The sequence below is a fragment of the Serratia sp. CC22-02 genome, assembly GCF_900182895.1.
Classification (GTDB): domain Bacteria; phylum Pseudomonadota; class Gammaproteobacteria; order Enterobacterales; family Enterobacteriaceae; genus Serratia; species Serratia nevei.
The window spans coordinates 86801-103538 of the sequence record NZ_FXUD01000007.1 but is presented as its reverse complement, the minus strand read 5'-3'; the positions used below and the strand labels follow the sequence as shown (position 1 = coordinate 103538).

The following is a 16738-nucleotide window of genomic DNA, read 5'->3' as shown; positions in this document are numbered from 1 at the left end:
TCAGATAAGTCTGATGAATTATTATCAACCCTCCCTACTTTAGGAGGGTTTTTTCGTTTAGGAAAGGGAAATATATTATTCGAGGATTTGGATAAGAGAAAACATAAAGCCAATCGATAATTTTAACTGATTGGTTATAAAGGATAATTTATGAAGAAACCACTTATCGCTTTAACCGTGACGATGATGATAGCCGGTTGTTCCACCCTGAAAACCGATCAGGCCATTCCACTGCTGCAGGCGGAAACCGCCAAAATGCTGGGCCTGGGCTCATCGGACGAAATTACCGTGACCAACGTCAATGGCGCGCAGCCGGATGCGCTGGGCGGCCAAAAACTTTCATATCGCGCCACCACGGAAAAGGGCCGTATTTTCGATTGCTCGTCGCTGATGATGCCGGGAATTTTAGGTTCGTCGCCGTCGCTGAGCGCGCCGACCTGTACGCCGGTGGTCACGCATAAATAATTCGCTTTGGGGGCGGTATTTCCGCTTCCTGGTTTTCCATCGTCGGAGCGTCAGCGCCGGGGGGCAATAAGCTTTTGCTTCGACGATCACTAAACCGGCGTGCGCGAAATAACGCCTCACACTTCCTCTAGCTCAGTGAGTTTACCCATAACAATAAATTTCGCGCCATCACGCCAACGAGTACGGAGATAGCCCGTGAATGACAAGACATCGCACCCTTTAGCGGTTAAAACACCGCTTTCCAAACTTTACCTCGCTCTATTTTCCGCGCCGCTGTTGATGCTGGCGCCCGCCGATATCGCTCGCGCAGACGATGCTATTTTTGACGGCGACTCAAAAATTACCGAATCATTGGCCTACACCGGGGACGTTTACGTCGGCCGCAATCAAAGCGGCAACCTGCTGATCGAGAATGGCAAGATCAGCGCCTATAACATCAATATCGGCCGGATGTTCAACGGCCAAATTCATGACAGCCTGGTCACGGTTCGCGGGCCGAACGCTGAGCTGAACGCGGTGAACGATCAGTTCGTGCTGCGCGGCGGCCTGAATCTGGGGCGGGGCACCCTGCGGGTTGAAGACGGCGCGCTGGCCAGCGCGAAAGAGATCGTGGTCGGCACCACGCGTGGCTACGACAGCCACCTGATCGCCACCGGCGCCGGTTCCCGCGTCACCAGCAATTTTCTCAGCGTCGGCACCGACTTAGGGGCGCGATCCACGCTGGCGATTGAAGACGGCGCGGTGTTGAATACCGCCTTTGACGCGCGCATCGGTAATGGCAGCGGGCCGGGCGAGACCGATACGCTGAGCCCGAAGGCCACGGTCACGGGGGCCAATTCCCAGTGGAACGTCGGCCGTGCGCTCACGCTCAACGGCGATCTGGACGTGCTGAACGGCGCTGCGGTCAACGTCGGTAATATTCAGGTGGCGGGCGTCTCGGGCGCGCGTAAAACCGCCGAGCTGGTGATCGCCGGGAACGGCTCACGGTTTACCAGCGGCAGCAGCGTCAACGTCGGCGATTATGGCAATGGCGTGTTGGCGGTCATGGACGGCGGGACATTCTCCGCCGGCGGCAACGAAGTGGTGCTGGGCAAGACCGGTTCCGGCTCGAACCGCGGCGCGCTGATTATCGGTAGCCGCGGCAATATGGATACCGGCACCGGGTTGACCGAGCCGACGCTCGGCGCGGCGGGCGCCGCTGGCGCTATCGATGCCCAGACGGCGATCGCCCTGCGGGGTGGATTGTTCCGCAGCTATGTGTACTTTAACCATACCGACGGCAATTACGTCTTCAGCAACAAGATGAGCGGCGAAGGCGAGGTGATCAACACCGCCGGGCACACGACGCTGAACGGCGATCTCACTGGGCTGCAGGCCAACGTCACCGCGCGCGGCGGCAAACTCATCATCGCCAGCGATATCAATACCCAGAAAGAAGACGACATTTTCGAGATCCAAACCCTCAGCGCCGAAAACGGCGGCACGCTGATCCTCAACGCGACGGCGGGTTCCGATGTCAATAACGGGCAGGGCTACAGCAGCGCCGCGTCGATCAAGGCCGGTGGCACATTGGGCGGCAACGGCACGCTGGGCCAGACCGAGATCCAGTCCGGCGGCCATATCTCGCCCGGCGACGGCAATATCGGCACGCTGACGCTGAAACGCTACCTGAATTTTATCGGCGAATCCTTCTATGACGTCGATATCGCCGGTGACGGCCGCAGCGACCAGTTGCTGGTGGCGGGCAAAACCACCATTAGCGATCGGGCCAAGGTGCAGGTCACGGCGCTGGATCCGCAAACCAGCTATAAAACCGGCCAAAGCTACCGCATTCTGACCTCGGACGGCGGCATTGACGGCCAGTTCGCGGCGGCGGTCTCCAAGTCTGCCTTCCTCGATGTGGCGTTGAACCACAGCGCCAACGCCGTGGATCTGACCATCGCGCAGAAAGACACGGGCGGTGAAAATCCAGGGGGCGAGAATCCGGGTGGGGAAAACCCAGGCGGTGAGAATCCAGGGGGCGAGAATCCGGGCGGTGAAAACCCAGGTGGTGAAAATCCGGGGGGCGAGAATCCGGGCGGGGAAAACCCAGGCGGTGAAAATCCGGGGGGCGAGAACCCAGGCAGCGGCAAGCCGGGCATTTTCCAAACGGTGGCCGAAAGCGGCAACCAGTGGAATACCGCCGGTGCGCTCTCGACGTTGGTGCAGAACGGCCCTTCGCTGGCGCTGTACAACTCGCTGCTGCTGCTGAGCGCGCCGGAAGCGCGCGAGGCGTTCAATCAGCTGTCCGGCGAAGTCTATCCGTCGATGCAGTCTAACCTGATCGCCGGCAGCACCCAGCTGTTCAACGTGCTGAACCAGCGCATGCTGCGCCTGTTCGACAACGATAGCCTGCCGATACCACCGCTGGCGATGTCGCTGGTGCAACCGGCGCAGGCGCAAAACAGCGGCGTCTGGGGGCAGACCTTCAGTTCCTGGGGCCGAAACAGCGGCAACGGCAACGTAGGCAAGCTGGATGGCAACACCACCGGCTTCCTGTTGGGGGCGGATCGCAAGCTGGCGGACCATAACGTGCGCATCGGCGGCTACTTCGGTTACAGCCGCGGCGACTACGACGTCGACAGCCGCCGTTCCAAGGCCGATACCGACAACTACCACCTCGGCCTGTATGCGGCGGGGCAGCAGGATGCGTTCTCGCTGCGCGGCGCGCTGGGTTACACCTGGCACAAGATCGAAGGCAAGCGCAACGTCGATTTCAGCGGCTTCTCGGATCGGCTGAAGTCGGACTACGATGCCAACTCATTGCTGGCGTTCACCGAAGCGGGTTACCGTTTCGGCCAGCCGGAGATGAACGTCGAACCGTTCATTAACCTGAGCTATATCCGCCTGCATACCGACAGCTTCCAGGAGTCGGGTGGCGCGGCGGCGCTGAGCGTGCGCAATGAAACGATGAACACCTTCTACTCCACGCTCGGGGTGCGCGGCGTGACCGAGCTGCCGAAGAACGTCAGCCTCTATGGCTCGCTCGGTTGGCAGCACGCCTACGGCGATAAGAACACTTCATCGCGCATGGCGTTTGCCGGCAGTGACGCGTTCGTCACTCAGGGCCAGGCTGTGGATGACAACGTGATGGTGGGTGATATCGGCGTGAGCGTGAAACTGTCGCGCGCCGCGACGTTGGATGTCGGCTATCAGGGGCAATTCGGCGCCGATACCCGCGTGAATTCGGTCAACGCCAACCTGCGCTGGTCGTTCTGATTTTTCCTCTAGACTTCTCTGGTACTTGCAGGCCCGCTTGATGCGGGCCTTTTTTATGGTGAGGGCTCAGTGGCGGCCTGTGGCTGACTTTTATGATGAAAAAGCCCGCGCAACGGCGGGCTTGGCGCGGGTAAAAGGGGGTTAACGCCCTTTTTTCTTGCGCCCTGGCTGGGTAAAGCGCTTACGGCCGGCCGGCGCAGCGGCTTTGTCGGCGCTTTTGGGGCCGCCGGCACTCGGTTTTTTCGCCGCGGCGGATTTGGCCGGGGCCTTCTTCGCCGGCTTGGCCTCGGACGAGGAGCCTTCAATCAGTTTGAACAGCTCGATCAGCTCGTCATCGGTCAGATCGCGCCATTCGCCCAGCGGCAAGCCTTTCAGGCTGACGTTCATGATGCGCGTGCGTTCCAGCTTGGTGACCTCGTAGCCGAAGTGTTCGCACATGCGGCGGATCTGGCGGTTCAGCCCCTGCACCAGCGTGATGCGGAACACGAACGGCGCCTCTTTTTTCACCTTGCACTTTTTGGTCACCGTGCCCAGCATCGGCACGCCGGCGCCCATGCCGCGAATAAACTCGTCGGTCACCGGCTTGTTGACCGTCACCAGATACTCTTTCTCGTGATTGTTGCCGGCGCGCAGGATCTTGTTGACCAGGTCACCGTGGTTGGTCAGAAAGATCAGCCCCTGCGAATCCTTGTCCAAACGGCCGATCGGGAAGATGCGTTTGCTGTGGTTGACGAAGTCGGCGATGTTGTCGCGCTCGCCGTCTTCGGTGGTGGTGACGATGCCGACCGGCTTGTTCAGCGCGATCAGCACCAGATCTTCTTCATTACGCGGTTCGATCAGCTGACCGTTAACCTTCACGACATCCCCGGCAAATACCTGAGCGCCAACGGTGGCGCGCTTACCGTTGATGAAAACGTTGCCCTGTTCGATGTATCGATCGGCATCGCGGCGTGAGCAGATACCGCTCTCGCTAATGTATTTGTTCAGACGAATGGATGAGTTGGTCAGCATGGGATCTCCGTAAAACGCGGACTATACATTACCCGGATGACACTGCGAAGCGAATCATGCAGGGGGGCTGGATAAGGGTATCCTGACCGCGGCTACTACAAAGGTATTTGCAATATGTTTTTTTCGTTTAATTAATTATAGAAATTCGATGAGGATTTTTCTGCAAATTATTCAAGTTATAAATGGATTGTGCCAAATTAAACTATTTAAGCGGTCATGTATAGATTCATTTTAGAAAAGCATTAGGATATTGATAAATTCAAGGAGGGATAAATGAACGCATTAGCCGAGGAAGGGACGTTACGACGTATGACCATGGGGGAAATTAAATTGGCTCGCCATATATATGGAAGCTCAATTATATATGGTCGTGTATGGATACACTGTGATAGCTATTTCCCGTTTGGCTTACAAAACAGAAGTTATGCCATGGCACCTAATGGCGAGTTATGGTTACGGAGGGAACTCTATAAAGACGATTTTTCTGATAACACGGTTCTGATAGAAGAAAAACATCTTTTCATCCATGAGTTGGGGCATGTATGGCAGCATCAGCATGGACAATGGGTAAGAATGCGTGGGTTGTTTAGTTGGGCGGCTGAGTACAACTATCGCCTTGATAAGAATAAAATTACTGATTACTCGCTGGAGCAACAAGCTTCGATTTTTGCTGATTACTGGCTGCTGTTGGTTTATGGTATTGAAACGTGGCGTTATTATCAACGTCCTGGACGAGTGGGCAAGTACAGGGGAACCGATAGTTTGCGTGACATTTATGCACTTTATCGAAAAATTATTAAGGGATGAGGGGAGCATGAAAAAATATTTGGTTCTATTCACGGCCTGCCTCCTGGTCGGCTGTCCGGGGCCTGGCGATAAGCTGACTCCACGCTTCCCCGCCGTCGTCACTGCCAAAGATAACCATGTCTGCATTCTTTCTTCTATGAAGGCGGGGGATAATATTCGCTTCGTTCAGATTTATAGCGAATCAGGCGATAAGCTCATTAAAGCTATCGATAATGACGTTTTCTTCGTTGAGCCGGGGAGGTGCATGCCGGTATTCGACTATGCTTTTCGGCCAGGGAAGCGTTATTCCGTCGCCTACGATATACAGACACCCGAAGGTTCGCATTTGATTACCGCCGCATTCATGGTTGTCTCCGACGAACGGGGCAACCTGAGGGTTAACCATTAACACATGTTCTTAGGTTTAGTTTGTTGGACTGCGTTAGGTTGTAGAATGAAAGGCTATGAAAAAACTTGCCCTGTTGCTCGCTAACACATTGGCTGTTGTTGGGCTGGCTGTGCTGACAATAAAGCTTTTTCCTGTACCCAGGCTCAAACCGCTTGGCTGATTGACGCCAGCGAGTTTTTCCATTTTAACGATACGGAATGGTTTGGTGCGCTCATTTTTGGCGCGGTTTATCTGCTGGCCGGGTGTCTGGAATGGCTCTTTATCCGCCAGGTTTTTCAGCGGGTGAGCTGCGGGCACCGCCACTAACTCTCATCACCGTTCCTCCACCTTCACCACCCGGGTATTCAGCGGGGTGAGCGTCTGCCCGGCGCTGCCGATCGGCGTCAGGCGCGGGACGGGGCGGCCGCTGTCGCTTTCCACCAGCGTTGAGTGCGCTTCTCCCTCGGCGAACAGATGATCTTCCCCCCACTGGCGCAGGCCGACGATCACCGGAAACAGCGCGCGGCCTTTCTCGGTCAGTACATATTCCTGATAGGCGCTGCCATCTGCGGCGGGCACGATCTCCAGCACGCCGTGCGTCACCAGCGCGCGCAGGCGGGTGGCAAGGATATTCTTCGCCATCCCCAGCCCTTTTTGAAATTCGCTGAAGCGGGTGACGCCGTCGAAGGCGTCGCGCACGATCAGCAGCGACCACCAGTCGCCAATCACATCCAGCGTGCGCGCCACCGGGCACGGCGCGTCTTCCAGGCTTTTACGTTTCACGACGGTTATCTCCAGCTGCATATTCTGGTTGCATTATAAAACCTCTACACCTAAAGTTCATTGGGTTTAATAATGAAACCAGATTGAGGTGTGCAATGAGCGACAAACTGCTGGATCCCTCCTGTGCGGTGCTGGGGCGCCTGCCGGCCCCCCTGGTGCTGCTGTTGGCCGCCGCCAGCGCCTTCAGCGTGGCCAACGTTTACTATGCGCAGCCGCTGCTGGACGCTATCGCCCATGATTTTTCCATCAGCCTGGCGGCGGTCGGCATGGTGATCAGCGTGACTCAGTTGGGCTGTGTGCTGGCGCTGCTGTTGGTGGTGCCGTTGGGGGATCGGCTGAACCGGCATCGGTTGCTGGCGGGGCAACAGCTGGGGCTGATCGGCGCGCTGCTATTGGTGGGCTGGGCGCACAGCGCGCCCTGGCTGCTGGCGGGAATGTTGCTGGTAGGCTTATTGGGCACCGCCATGACGCAGGGGCTGATCGCTTACGCCGCAGCCCTGGCGGCGCCGCAGGAGCGCGGGCGGGTGGTTGGTGCGGCGCAGGGCGGAGTGGTGCTGGGATTGCTGCTGGCGCGCACCCTGTCCGGCGCGCTGGCGGACGTCGGCGGCTGGCGCACGGTGTATTTCTTCTCTGCCGGAGTGACGCTGGTATTGCTGCCGATCTTGTCGCGCCTGCTGCCTGCGCCGCGCACCGCTCCCAGTACGCTGAGCTATCCCGAGCTGCTGCGTTCGATGCTGAGCCTGTTGCTGCATGACCGCACGCTGCAAATTCGCGGCATGTTGGCGCTGCTGATGTTCGGCGCTTTCAGCCTCTTTTGGAGTTCGCTGGTGTTGCCGCTGAGCCAGGCGCCGTTCAACTTCACCCATGCCGCGGTGGGGGCGTTCGGCCTGGTCGGCGCGGTGGGCGCACTGGCGGCGGTGCGCGCCGGGCATCTGGCGGATCGCGGGCTGGGGCAGGCGGCCAGCGGCGTGTGTCTGCTGCTGTTGACGCTGGCCTGGCTGCCACTCGGTTTGCTCGGCAGCGGCCTGGTTTGGCTGGTGGCGGGCATCGTATTGCTGGATCTGGCGGGCCAGGCGATCCACGTGCTGAACCAGAGCATGATCTTCAGCGCGCACCCGCAGTCGCACAGCCGGCTGGTGGGCTGCTACATGCTGTTTTACGCCGTCGGCAGCGGGCTGGGTGCCTTTGCCGGCACCCATATGTACGCCTGGGCGGGCTGGAGCGGCGTCTGCTGGCTGGGGGCAGGCGTGAGCCTGAGCGCGCTGCTGTTTTGGCGGCTGACGCTGCGCGGGATGCCGCCCTCATCGACGGCGGTGGAGCAGTGAAAGCTGGAAGCCCAGCGCACCGCACAATTGCTGAGGCGCGGTGAAGCCGCTTTCCGCCAGGAGGAGACGGCTGCGCGCCGCCGCCATCGGGTGCCAGTTGCGGCGGGTGCGTTCGATCACCTCCTGCGCCTGCGCCGCCGAGTGCCCGGCGCTTTGCAGCCAATGTTGGTAGTGGCTGACGGGCAGACCCTCCGGCTGATAGTCGAACAGCAGCAGCGGTGCTGCGGGGGAGAGGCGCTGCGCCAACTGCTGCAGGAAATCCAGTTTGGCGCCATCGTCGGCGATAAAGTGCAGCACCAATGAGCACACCGCCGCGTCGTGGCGGGTTTGCGGCGCTTGTTGCAGCAAGGTGGGCTGGAAGCTCACCCGTTGTGCGTAACCCGCGGCTTCGGCCTTGGCGCGCGCGGCCGCCAGCATGCCGGCGGAGGGTTCCACGGCGCTGAAACGCCAGCTGGCGTTGGCGGCGGCCAGCGCCTCCAGTTCACTGCCGGTGCCGCAGCCGGCCAGCAACAGCGTGGCGTCATTCGGCAGCGTCTGTGCGAGCGTCGCCGTCAGCAGCGCCTGGGCAAACTGATAGCCGGGCACCAGGGTCAGAATACGGCGATCGTAGTCCGCCGCTGCGGCATCGGGGAAGCGTGTATCCGTTTGGTGTTGCATAACCTTCCTTGCCAAGTTCATTGAGAGAGACAAGGAAGGGTATGCTTAAATGATAATGAAATCCATTATCATTAATGAGTTCTGTGACGGGAAAGGCGGCGTTAGCGGGCCGGCGAATGCATCAGGTAATAATCTTCTTCGCCGTCGTTGCCGGTAGAGATGATGCGCCAGCCGTGTTTGCGGTAGAACGCCAGCGCCTTTTCATTCTTCACCAGGCATTTCAGCGAGCCGGTGGCGGTGAAGGTAGCTTCCGCCGCCTGCAGCAGCGCACTGCCGACGCCGCGCGGCGGCTGATGGGGATCGACATACAGGTTATGAATGAAGTTGTCTTCGCGGTAGACGGAGACGAATCCCAGCAGCACGCCGCCGTCTTCCGCCACCCAAATCGCTTCGCCCAGCGTCGCGCCGTCGAAATCTTCCAACTGATAGTTTGAGGTATCGCGCCAGCCGAACGCCGCCTTGCGCGACGCCAGGTACAGCGTGCGCAGGAAGGGGCGATCGGTCTCTTGGTAGGGTCTTATCTGCATGGCATCTCCCGGTGGTTTGTGCTCACTATAGCGCATTGCGCGGCGTATGCCTGCCGAGCCAATTTATTCGCTTGTTTGTCCGCGCCGCCGCTGGCATGATCCCCTGCAGGGATTAACGCAACGTTGATCACAACCTATTGATTTTCATGACTCGGGGTGCCCTTCTACGTGAAGGCTGAGAAATACCCGTATTACCTGATCTGGATAATGCCAGCGTAGGGAAGTCACGGCCGCCCAGCCGGCGCCGCCTTCTTGAACGCCGGTTGGGAGGAATATGATCGCTCGACCTGATGCACTACCCGGCGCGCGCGCCGCGGCCTGTCTGACCCAATTCCAACAGCGGCCTCCGCTGATCCACTGCCTGACCAACGAAGTGGTGCAATCGCTGACCGCCAACGTGCTATTGGCGCTCGGCGCCTCCCCGGCGATGGTGGTGGAGCCGCAAGAGGCGGCGCAGTTCAGCGCGCTGGCCGATGGCCTGCTGATCAACGTCGGTACCCTCAATGCGCTGCGCGCCGAATCGATGCGGGCGGCGGTGGCCGCCGCCAATCGGGCCGGCAAGCCCTGGACGCTGGATCCGGTGGCGGTCGGCGCGCTCTCCTACCGCACCGCCTTTGCTAAACAGCTGCTGGACGAGAAACCGGCGGCGATACGCGGCAACGCCTCGGAAATCATGGCGCTCAGCGGGTTGCTGGCCAGCGGCCGCGGGGTTGACAGCGGCGACGATTCGCTGGCGGCCTTGCCCGCCGCGCGTGAGCTGGCGCAGCGCAGCGGCGCGGTGGTGGCGGTCACCGGCGCGGTGGATTACGTCACCGACGGCCAACGCGATTGGGCGATCGAAGGCGGTTCCCCGCTGATGACGCGGGTGGTGGGCACCGGCTGCGCGCTGTCGGCGGTCGTGGCGGCGTTTTGCGCCCTGCCGGGCGATCGCCTGGACAACGCGGCGACCGCCTGCCGGGTGATGTCCCACTGCGGCGGTCTCGCGGCCAGACAGGCCGGCGGGCCGGGCAGCTTTACGCCGGCGTTCCTCGATGCCCTGTATCAGCTGCGCGGGGAGGATCTGTGATGAAACGTATTAACGCCCTGACCATCGCCGGCACCGATCCCAGCGGCGGCGCCGGCATTCAGGCCGATTTGAAGGCTTTCTCGGCGCTTGGCGCCTACGGCACCTCGGTGATCACCGCGCTGGTGGCGCAGAATACCCGCGGCGTGCAGTCGGTGTATTACATCGATCCGGCGTTCGTCGCCGCGCAGCTGGACTCGGTGTTCAGCGACGTGCGCATCGACAGCGTCAAGATCGGCATGCTGGCCAACGCCGACATCGTGCAGGCGGTGGCCGAACGGCTGCGCCATTACCGGCCGGAGTTCGTGGTGCTGGACACCGTGATGCTGGCGAAAAGCGGCGATCCGTTGCTGGCGCCGGAGGCGGTGGCGTCTATTCGGCGCGAGCTGTTGCCGCTGGTGTCGATCATTACGCCGAACCTGCCGGAAGCGGCGGCGCTGCTGGCGTGCGCGCCGGCGGAAGATGAAGCGCAGATGCGCGAGCAGGGGCGGGCGCTGTTGGCGATGGGCTGCCGGGCAGTGCTGATGAAGGGCGGCCATCTGAGCGAAAGTGAGAGCCCGGACTGGCTGTTTACCGCAGAAGGCGAGCAGCGCTTTACCGCGCCGCGCGTCGCCACCCGCCACACCCACGGCACCGGTTGCACGCTCTCGGCCGCGCTGGCGGCGCTGCGCCCGCGCCATGCCGACTGGGCGGCGACGGTGGCCGCCGCCAAGGACTACCTGCAACAAGCGCTGCAACAGGCGGACACGCTGGAGGTGGGGCACGGCATCGGGCCGGTGCATCATTTCCATGCCTGGTGGTGAGTCAACTTTTTGCCGCAACCGTGGTCTGACTAGTTCAGGCCCGGTTTTATGGGCGAAACCTGATTTAACCTAGGGAGAAGGACTATGACGGGACACCAGGCGCTGCGTTGCGCCCTCTTCGGCGCACTGCTCAGCTTCAGCGCGGGCAGCTTTGCCCAGCAGATCGTCACCACGTCGGATTTGATTCAGCAGCCGGGGTATCAGGCCAGCTGGCAAAACATGGTGAAAGGCCAGGCGCGGATGCCGGGCTGGGCGCGCAAGGGCGTCGGCACCTCTACGCCGGCGCAGAATCTGAGCTGGAAGGGCAAAGAGTATCTGGTCGGCAACCTGTGCAAGCCGCACGACTGCGGCAACAACTTTTTGATCGTGGCGTTCAGCGCGGACAAATCCCAGGCCTGGGGCGTGCGGGTGGCAGTGGAAGATCGGCCGGAAGCCGTCGATCATCCGAAGAAGTATGCCAAGTACCAGTGGCTCGGCAAGCCGAATGACGACATGAAGGCGCTGCTGAAGCAGCAGTTCGAGAACAATCCTGATTGGAAATAATCAGACTGGGGGCGCCGGTGATGGCGCCCCCGGCGTTGATCAGCCGATGCCGGCCTGATGCAGATCGTGCAGGTTGAGCGCCCCCACCAGCACGCCGTCCATATCGACCACCGGGGCCGCGCTGATGTGCTGTTCGTGCAGCGCTTCCAGCGCCTCGCCGGCGCGCCACTGCTCCGGCAGCCGATAGCCGGGGCGGGTGATCGCCGGGCTGAGCGGATCCTGCAGGCTGTTGCCCTTCACCAGCCAGCGGCGCAGGTCGCCGTCGGTAAACACGCCCACCACCCGCTGCTGCGCGTCGCAGACCGCCACTAACCCGAGCCCGGTGCGGCTCAGCTCCAGCATCGCTTCCATCACGTTGGCGCTTTCGCTCACGCGCGGCAGGCGATCGCCGGTGCGCATCAGGTGATGCACGCGGTTCAACAGGCGCGCCCCCAGGCTGCCGCCCGGGTGCGAGCGGGCGAAATCTTCCGCGTTGAAACCGCGCTGGCGCATCAGCGCCATTGCCAGAGCATCGCCCATCATCAGCGTGTTGACCGCGCTGGAGGTCGGCGCCAGCCCCATCGGGCAGGCTTCGCGCTCGACGCCGATATCCAGCACGCAGGCCGCGGCCTGCGCCAGCGGCGACTCTTTGCCGCCGGTGATGGCGATCACCGGAATGCCGTTCTCCGCCAGCAGCGGCAGGATCAGATCCAGCTCTTTGGCGCGGCCGGAGTAGGAGATAAACACCACCACGTCGTCGGCGCCGATCATGCCGAGATCGCCGTGCAGCGCTTCCGCCGGATGCACGAAGAACGACGGCGTGCCGGTGCTGGCCAGCGAGGCGGCGATTTTCTTGCCGATGTGGCCGGATTTGCCGATGCCGGAAATCACCGCTTTGCCACGGCAGTTCAGCAGCAGTTCGCAGGCGCAGACGAAGTTGTCGTCCAGGCGCGCCAGCAGGCGTTGCGCTTCGGTCAGCTCGATCTCCAGCGTTTCGCGGGCGAAGGCGAGCAGGGCGTTGGCGTTACTCATCGGGGTCTCCTACCAGAAGGATATTGATGCCTTTCGCCTGCAGGGCGGCGAGGTAATCGGGGTTGATGTCTCGGTCGGTGATCAGCGTGTCGACGGCGCTGAGTTCGCACACCACGTTCGGGCTCTTGCGGCCGAATTTCGAGGAGTCTACCAACAGAATAATGCGGCCGGCGGCTTCGCACATCGCTTTGCTGACGTTGTGCACTTCGTTAAAGGTGGTGACGCCGGCGTTGAGATCGACGCCGTCCGCGCCGATAAACAGTTTGTCGAAGCTGAACTGCTGAAACGCCGATTCGGCCAGGCTGCCGTGGAACGAGGCCGATTTTTTGCGGTAGGTGCCGCCGGGCATCAGGATGGTCTGATCGTTGTCCAGCTCCACCAGCGCGTTGACGATGGTCAGGCTGTTGGTCATCACCGTGATGTTATTGAACTGCGCCAGGTGCGGCACCATCTGCAGCACCGTGCTGCCGGCATCGAAGATCAGCGAGTCGCCGTCGGCGATCAGCGCCACGGCGGCGCTGGCAATGTGGCGTTTTTTCTCGGTATTGATATGGGTTTTGCGGTCGATCGGCTGATCGCCGTCGTCGCGGCTGAGCACCACGCCGCCGTAGGTGCGGATCACCTCGCCTTCTTCTTCCAGCAGGGTGAGATCCTTGCGGATGGTGGTGCCGGTGGTGGAGAAATGCTCGGCCAGGGCGTCCACTGCCGTTTTGCCATGCCGCTGCAGATATTCAAGGATAGCGGCCTGCCGCTGCTTTGGTTTCATCGCGATTCCCGTTCACAAGAGTTGGGCATTTCCCCTCGCTGAATAATTCACTATGAAAGGTAATGTCTTTTAATGTGAAAATATCACGATTTGGGTTTAATCGCTAACGATAGTGCAGACTGGCATGCGCGATCCTCGGGGAAGATCACATCCGGGCGCAAATCCCGCTGATGCAAACCGTGCAATCGAGGCAGCGGGCGGGGCCGGGCGAAAACGGTCAGGCCGCGCAGCAACAGACTGCCGCACACCCGCCGATCGGCGTCGAAGGCCAGCGCCAGCACCACTCGCGGGCGGAAGCGGCCGCCGGAACGGCCGACGCCGACGGCGCCCAGCCGGCACAGGCCGTCGAAGGCGCGGTTGAAGCGCTGCAGTTGCCACCAGCCGAAGGCGATTTGCAGCAGCCAGGCCAGCAGCGCGAAGGCGATCAGAGCTTGAGTCATGGGGTTCTCCTTAGGCCCCCTTGCGCGGAAGGGGGCGTCGATGGCGTCAGAACATCACCTGGCCGCCGGTGATATTGATCGATTGGCCGGTGCAGTAAGAGGCCTTGTCGCTGGCGTAGAACAGCAGGGTGTTCAGCACGTCCTGGTAGTCGCAGCCGCGCTTCAGCGGCACTTTGTCGATGTAGTACTGCTCCACCTGGTCCGGCGCGATGCCCAGTTTTTGCGCGTACTGCGGCAGCAGCGACTGGAACATCGGCGACTTCAGCAGGTTGCCGAGCATCAGCGAATGCACGGTAATGCCGTATTCCGCCAGATCGAGCGCCAGCGACTGCGTCAGCCCCACGCCGCCGAACTTGGCGGCGCTGTAGCCGGAGTTGTGCTTGCTGCCGACCTTGCCGGACTTGGAGTTGATCTGAATGATGCGCCCGGCGATGCCGTCGCGGATCATCAGGCGCGAGAACTCGCGGGCGCAGAGGAAATAACCCACCAGGTTCACCTGCAGCGAGCGATCGAAGTCGCCCAGCGGGAAATCGGTGATCGGCGCCGCCTTGGCGATGCCGGCGCTGTACACCAGCAGGTTGGCCTGGCCGAACGCCCGGTCAACCGCCGCCGCCAGCGCGATTACGCTCTGCTCGTCGGTGGCGTCGGCCTGAAAACCGCAGGCGCTGCCTGCGCCAAACGCTTCGTTGATCTGCTGTGCCACCAGATTGGCGTTGTCGGCGTTCAGATCGGCCACCGCCACCCGATAACCGGCCTGCGCCAGCCCGTGGGACAAAAAGGCGCCTAACGTTTGGCCGCCGCCAATCACTACAGCTACTTCAGACATGGTCTACTCCTTATGCGATAAATGACAGCGTGCTGCCCAACGGGATATCGGTCGGCGTCGGGCCGGATACGTGGATCGAGCCGGGGAATTCGGCTTCGGCTTCGCCGTCGAAGCGCACGGTGATGTGGCCCAGTTCGCGCAGGTTCTGCGTGGCAACGCTGCCAACGGCGGTGATGGCGTAGCGCTGCTGCGCCAGCTCCATCACGCCGCCGACCTGCAGCTCACCGGCGGTCGCACCGTGGCGGTGGATGAAGCAGAACTCTTCGATATCCGCCGGCGCGCCTTCACGGAAGGTGATCAGCATGTTGTCCAGCAACGCGTCGCGGGCGCAGCCACCGATCTGCGTGATGGTGGTGTGAAAAATGGTGTGCATAAACGTCTCCCTGGAAATCAGCTTATTGATAAATGAAGGCCGAGGCGGCCCAGGCGATCAACACCGTCGGCGCGCCGGTCAGGAAGCGGCCGACCAGCACCGAGGGCACGCCGACCCGCACGGTATCCTGCTTGGCTTCCGCCAGCGACAGGCCGACCGGAATGAAGTCGCAGGCGGCCTGCGCGTTGATGGCGAACAGCGCGGGCAGCGCCAGCTGCGGCGGAATATGGCCGAGGCCGATCTGCACCCCGACCAGCACGCCGATCACCTGGGCGATGACCGCGCCGGGGCCGAGGAACGGCGACAGCAGCGGGAATGAGCAGATCAGCGCCAGCGTCACCAGGCCGATCGGGCTGTTGGCGAGCGGCGTCAGGCCGTGAGCGATAAAGTCCCCGAGGCCGGAGGCCATGATGATGCCGATCAAGGCCGAGACGAACGCCATAAACGGCAGGATGGTCTTCAGCACGGTGTCGATGGTGTCGCGCCCGGCCTGGAAGAACACCGCCACCACCGATCCCATGCCCATGCCGACCTTCGCCAGCAGCCCGTCGCTTTGCTCGGTGATCTTCTTGCTGGTGTCGTAGTTGCGTGCCTTGGGCGGCGCTGCAACGGCGGCGGCGGGTTGGCTATCTGCCGCTTCGATTCGGCTGATGTTGTGGTCGCGCACGCCGGAGACATAGATGTCTTCGAGGATAAACTGCGCCAGCGGGCCGGACTGGCCGGTGGCGTGGATGTTGACCGTCGGAATGCGGCGTTTCGGGTACAGGCCGCAGCGCAGGGTGCCACCGCAGTCGATCACCGCCACGCCGATCTCTTCCGCCGGCGGCTCGCCCTCTTTGAAACCGTCGACGGCCGGCCAGCCGGTCAATTCGCTGAGGCGATCGACGATCGAAGGCCGGGTGCCGGCGGTGATGTACACCACTTTCTTGCCGGGCTCTATCGGCAGCTCCAGGGGGCCACCCCAGCCGCTGGCGCCTTTTTCAATACGGATATAAGCACTCATGCTGCACTCCACGAATTAAAGTTGCACCTGGCGATCCAGACGGATGCCCATCTTGCGTTCGAACAGGCTGGTGGTCAGATCGGTGACCCAGCCGCGGAAGAAGTTGGTGAACAGCCCCACCAGGAAATAGCTCACCGCCAGCGGGCCGAGCGGCAGGCCGAGGGTGGTCAGGCCGCTGGCGATGCCGAGGTAAACGAACAGCTCGCCGGGGTTGATGTGTGGGAACAGGCCGTTCATCGAGTGGCAGCTGTAGGAGGCCGCCGCGTAGTAGCTCGGCTTGTATTTCTCCGGCATGAAGCGCCCCAGGCTGAGGGTCATCGGGTTGCAGAAGACAAAGGTGCCGATCAGCGGCAGCAGCAGATAACGCGAGACGGGGTTGCCCGCGCAGCGCTGCGCCAATCGTTCGATACGTTCCTGGCCAACAAATTTGATCAGCGCGTTCATGATAACCAACAGGCTGATCAACAAAGGTAAAATGCCGGTCACCATGCCGACAAACACTTCACCGCCTTTCTGAAACAGGCCGATAAACCACTCGGCGCCGTGGGTGATTAGCTCAATCATTATGTTCTCCTGTAATGGACTGATATGGCCTGGAGCGAACGGCGGCTCTGTGGCCATGGGCCTTACAGTAGTCACTTTGTTGGGCTATTTGTTTTAAATAGATCACAGTTTGAAAGATAAATATTTTATTTCGAAAGTTTAAAGTG

At 61.1% G+C, this 16738-nt stretch carries 20 protein-coding genes and 1 riboswitch; of the genes, 9 read left to right on the top strand and 11 right to left on the bottom strand.

Annotated features, from left to right (window positions below; genetic code table 11):
• The first annotated feature begins 150 nt into the window (after positions 1–150).
• Both QOL81_RS20510 and QOL81_RS20505 read left to right on the top strand, forming a co-directional pair.
• Positions 151–465: a putative periplasmic lipoprotein gene (locus QOL81_RS20510; protein WP_025303891.1), complete on the top strand. Its 315-nt coding sequence runs from the start codon at positions 151–153 to the stop codon at positions 463–465.
• Positions 466–660: 195 nt separating this feature from the next.
• Complete coding sequence (locus QOL81_RS20505; RefSeq protein WP_283440009.1) at positions 661–3723, top strand: autotransporter outer membrane beta-barrel domain-containing protein; 3063 nt, start codon at positions 661–663, stop codon at positions 3721–3723.
• Between the two features lie 141 nt (positions 3724–3864).
• Here the strand turns inward: QOL81_RS20505 and rluF are convergent, their stop codons facing one another.
• On the bottom strand, positions 3865–4734 hold the full coding sequence (rluF, locus tag QOL81_RS20500; protein ID WP_021504493.1) for a 23S rRNA pseudouridine(2604) synthase RluF: 870 nt from the start codon (positions 4732–4734) through the stop codon (positions 3865–3867).
• A 273-nt stretch (positions 4735–5007) separates the two neighbouring features.
• On the opposite strand from rluF, the gene QOL81_RS20495 reads away from it, so the two are divergent.
• From QOL81_RS20495 to QOL81_RS25810, 3 genes are all read left to right on the top strand, one after another.
• Entirely contained in the window at positions 5008–5541 is a 534-nt protein-coding gene (locus tag QOL81_RS20495) for a hypothetical protein (protein WP_060432245.1), read from the top strand.
• Positions 5542–5548: 7 nt separating this feature from the next.
• Complete coding sequence (locus QOL81_RS20490; RefSeq protein WP_033648952.1) at positions 5549–5929, top strand: putative T6SS immunity periplasmic lipoprotein; 381 nt, start codon at positions 5549–5551, stop codon at positions 5927–5929.
• Between the two features lie 87 nt (positions 5930–6016).
• Complete coding sequence (locus QOL81_RS25810) at positions 6017–6235, top strand: DUF1158 family protein (RefSeq protein WP_487250614.1); 219 nt, start codon at positions 6017–6019, stop codon at positions 6233–6235.
• Positions 6236–6241: 6 nt separating this feature from the next.
• Here the strand turns inward: QOL81_RS25810 and QOL81_RS20480 are convergent, their stop codons facing one another.
• Complete coding sequence (locus tag QOL81_RS20480; RefSeq protein ID WP_033648951.1) at positions 6242–6691, bottom strand: winged helix-turn-helix transcriptional regulator; 450 nt, start codon at positions 6689–6691, stop codon at positions 6242–6244.
• Between the two features lie 95 nt (positions 6692–6786).
• On the opposite strand from QOL81_RS20480, the gene QOL81_RS20475 reads away from it, so the two are divergent.
• The gene (locus tag QOL81_RS20475) at positions 6787–8016 is read left to right on the top strand and encodes an MFS transporter (RefSeq protein WP_169318675.1); all 1230 of its coding nucleotides are present in this window, start codon (positions 6787–6789) and stop codon (positions 8014–8016) included.
• On the opposite strand, the gene QOL81_RS20470 is transcribed toward QOL81_RS20475, so the two are convergent.
• Entirely contained in the window at positions 7993–8673 is a 681-nt protein-coding gene (locus QOL81_RS20470) for a methyltransferase (protein ID WP_070913875.1), read from the bottom strand. The two genes, QOL81_RS20475 and QOL81_RS20470, sit on opposite strands and share 24 nt — an antisense overlap.
• A 101-nt stretch (positions 8674–8774) precedes the next feature.
• Positions 8775–9200 (bottom strand): GNAT family N-acetyltransferase, encoded by a 426-nt coding sequence (locus tag QOL81_RS20465; RefSeq protein ID WP_060424902.1) that lies wholly within the window; start codon positions 9198–9200, stop codon positions 8775–8777.
• Between the two features lie 142 nt (positions 9201–9342).
• A riboswitch (TPP riboswitch) is annotated at positions 9343–9439 on the top strand.
• Between the two features lie 35 nt (positions 9440–9474).
• Here QOL81_RS20465 and thiM point away from each other — a divergent pair.
• The 3 genes from thiM (at position 9475) to QOL81_RS20450 (ending at position 11609) form a co-directional block, all read left to right on the top strand.
• Positions 9475–10266, top strand: a complete 792-nt coding sequence (gene thiM / locus QOL81_RS20460) for a hydroxyethylthiazole kinase (protein WP_060424900.1) — start codon at positions 9475–9477, stop codon at positions 10264–10266.
• Entirely contained in the window at positions 10266–11066 is an 801-nt protein-coding gene (gene thiD / locus QOL81_RS20455; RefSeq protein WP_033648851.1) for a bifunctional hydroxymethylpyrimidine kinase/phosphomethylpyrimidine kinase, read from the top strand. Before thiM ends, thiD begins: the two co-directional genes overlap by 1 nt.
• Positions 11067–11150: 84 nt before the next feature.
• Positions 11151–11609 carry an inhibitor of vertebrate lysozyme family protein gene (locus QOL81_RS20450; RefSeq protein WP_060434395.1) on the top strand — a complete coding sequence of 153 codons (459 nt, stop codon included), beginning with the start codon at positions 11151–11153 and terminating at the stop codon, positions 11607–11609.
• A gap of 39 nt (positions 11610–11648) precedes the next feature.
• Here QOL81_RS20450 and gutQ read toward each other — a convergent pair whose 3' ends face one another.
• The 7 genes from gutQ to srlA all read right to left on the bottom strand — a co-directional run bounded on the left by gutQ (position 11649) and on the right by srlA (position 16592).
• The gene (gene gutQ / locus QOL81_RS20445) at positions 11649–12620 is read right to left on the bottom strand and encodes an arabinose-5-phosphate isomerase GutQ (RefSeq protein ID WP_049270680.1); all 972 of its coding nucleotides are present in this window, start codon (positions 12618–12620) and stop codon (positions 11649–11651) included.
• A complete protein-coding gene (gene srlR, locus QOL81_RS20440) occupies positions 12613–13386 on the bottom strand; it encodes a glucitol operon DNA-binding transcriptional repressor SrlR (RefSeq protein ID WP_033635559.1) in 774 nt (257 codons plus the stop codon). The genes gutQ and srlR overlap by 8 nt, the downstream gene beginning before the upstream one ends.
• An 83-nt stretch (positions 13387–13469) precedes the next feature.
• Positions 13470–13826, bottom strand: coding sequence for a transcriptional regulator GutM (gene gutM, locus QOL81_RS20435; protein ID WP_070913878.1), 357 nt, complete (start codon positions 13824–13826; stop codon positions 13470–13472).
• Between the two features lie 46 nt (positions 13827–13872).
• Positions 13873–14652 (bottom strand): sorbitol-6-phosphate dehydrogenase, encoded by a 780-nt coding sequence (srlD, locus tag QOL81_RS20430; protein WP_060424894.1) that lies wholly within the window; start codon positions 14650–14652, stop codon positions 13873–13875.
• A gap of 10 nt (positions 14653–14662) precedes the next feature.
• A complete protein-coding gene (gene srlB, locus QOL81_RS20425; protein WP_004941520.1) occupies positions 14663–15025 on the bottom strand; it encodes a PTS glucitol/sorbitol transporter subunit IIA in 363 nt (120 codons plus the stop codon).
• A 22-nt stretch (positions 15026–15047) separates the two neighbouring features.
• Entirely contained in the window at positions 15048–16028 is a 981-nt protein-coding gene (srlE, locus tag QOL81_RS20420) for a PTS glucitol/sorbitol transporter subunit IIB (RefSeq protein ID WP_070913879.1), read from the bottom strand.
• A 15-nt stretch (positions 16029–16043) separates the two neighbouring features.
• On the bottom strand, positions 16044–16592 hold the full coding sequence (gene srlA, locus QOL81_RS20415) for a PTS glucitol/sorbitol transporter subunit IIC (protein WP_004941528.1): 549 nt from the start codon (positions 16590–16592) through the stop codon (positions 16044–16046).
• Positions 16593–16738 lie beyond the last annotated feature (146 nt).

Bases quoted from the DNA above. Each gene is read 5' to 3' on its own strand.
- QOL81_RS20510 (WP_025303891.1), top strand. From the start codon at position 151: ATGAAGAAACCACTTATCGCTTTAACCGTGACGATGATGATAGCCGGT.
- rluF (WP_021504493.1), bottom strand. From the start codon at position 4,734: ATGCTGACCAACTCATCCATTCGTCTGAACAAATACATTAGCGAGAGC.
- QOL81_RS20495 (WP_060432245.1), top strand. From the start codon at position 5,008: ATGAACGCATTAGCCGAGGAAGGGACGTTACGACGTATGACCATGGGG.
- QOL81_RS20490 (WP_033648952.1), top strand. From the start codon at position 5,549: ATGAAAAAATATTTGGTTCTATTCACGGCCTGCCTCCTGGTCGGCTGT.
- QOL81_RS20475 (WP_169318675.1), top strand. From the start codon at position 6,787: ATGAGCGACAAACTGCTGGATCCCTCCTGTGCGGTGCTGGGGCGCCTG.
- QOL81_RS20470 (WP_070913875.1), bottom strand. From the start codon at position 8,673: ATGCAACACCAAACGGATACACGCTTCCCCGATGCCGCAGCGGCGGAC.
- QOL81_RS20465 (WP_060424902.1), bottom strand. From the start codon at position 9,200: ATGCAGATAAGACCCTACCAAGAGACCGATCGCCCCTTCCTGCGCACG.
- thiM (WP_060424900.1), top strand. From the start codon at position 9,475: ATGATCGCTCGACCTGATGCACTACCCGGCGCGCGCGCCGCGGCCTGT.
- thiD (WP_033648851.1), top strand. From the start codon at position 10,266: ATGAAACGTATTAACGCCCTGACCATCGCCGGCACCGATCCCAGCGGC.
- QOL81_RS20450 (WP_060434395.1), top strand. From the start codon at position 11,151: ATGACGGGACACCAGGCGCTGCGTTGCGCCCTCTTCGGCGCACTGCTC.
- gutQ (WP_049270680.1), bottom strand. From the start codon at position 12,620: ATGAGTAACGCCAACGCCCTGCTCGCCTTCGCCCGCGAAACGCTGGAG.
- srlR (WP_033635559.1), bottom strand. From the start codon at position 13,386: ATGAAACCAAAGCAGCGGCAGGCCGCTATCCTTGAATATCTGCAGCGG.
- gutM (WP_070913878.1), bottom strand. From the start codon at position 13,826: ATGACTCAAGCTCTGATCGCCTTCGCGCTGCTGGCCTGGCTGCTGCAA.
- srlD (WP_060424894.1), bottom strand. From the start codon at position 14,652: ATGTCTGAAGTAGCTGTAGTGATTGGCGGCGGCCAAACGTTAGGCGCC.
- srlB (WP_004941520.1), bottom strand. From the start codon at position 15,025: ATGCACACCATTTTTCACACCACCATCACGCAGATCGGTGGCTGCGCC.
- srlE (WP_070913879.1), bottom strand. From the start codon at position 16,028: ATGAGTGCTTATATCCGTATTGAAAAAGGCGCCAGCGGCTGGGGTGGC.
- srlA (WP_004941528.1), bottom strand. From the start codon at position 16,592: ATGATTGAGCTAATCACCCACGGCGCCGAGTGGTTTATCGGCCTGTTT.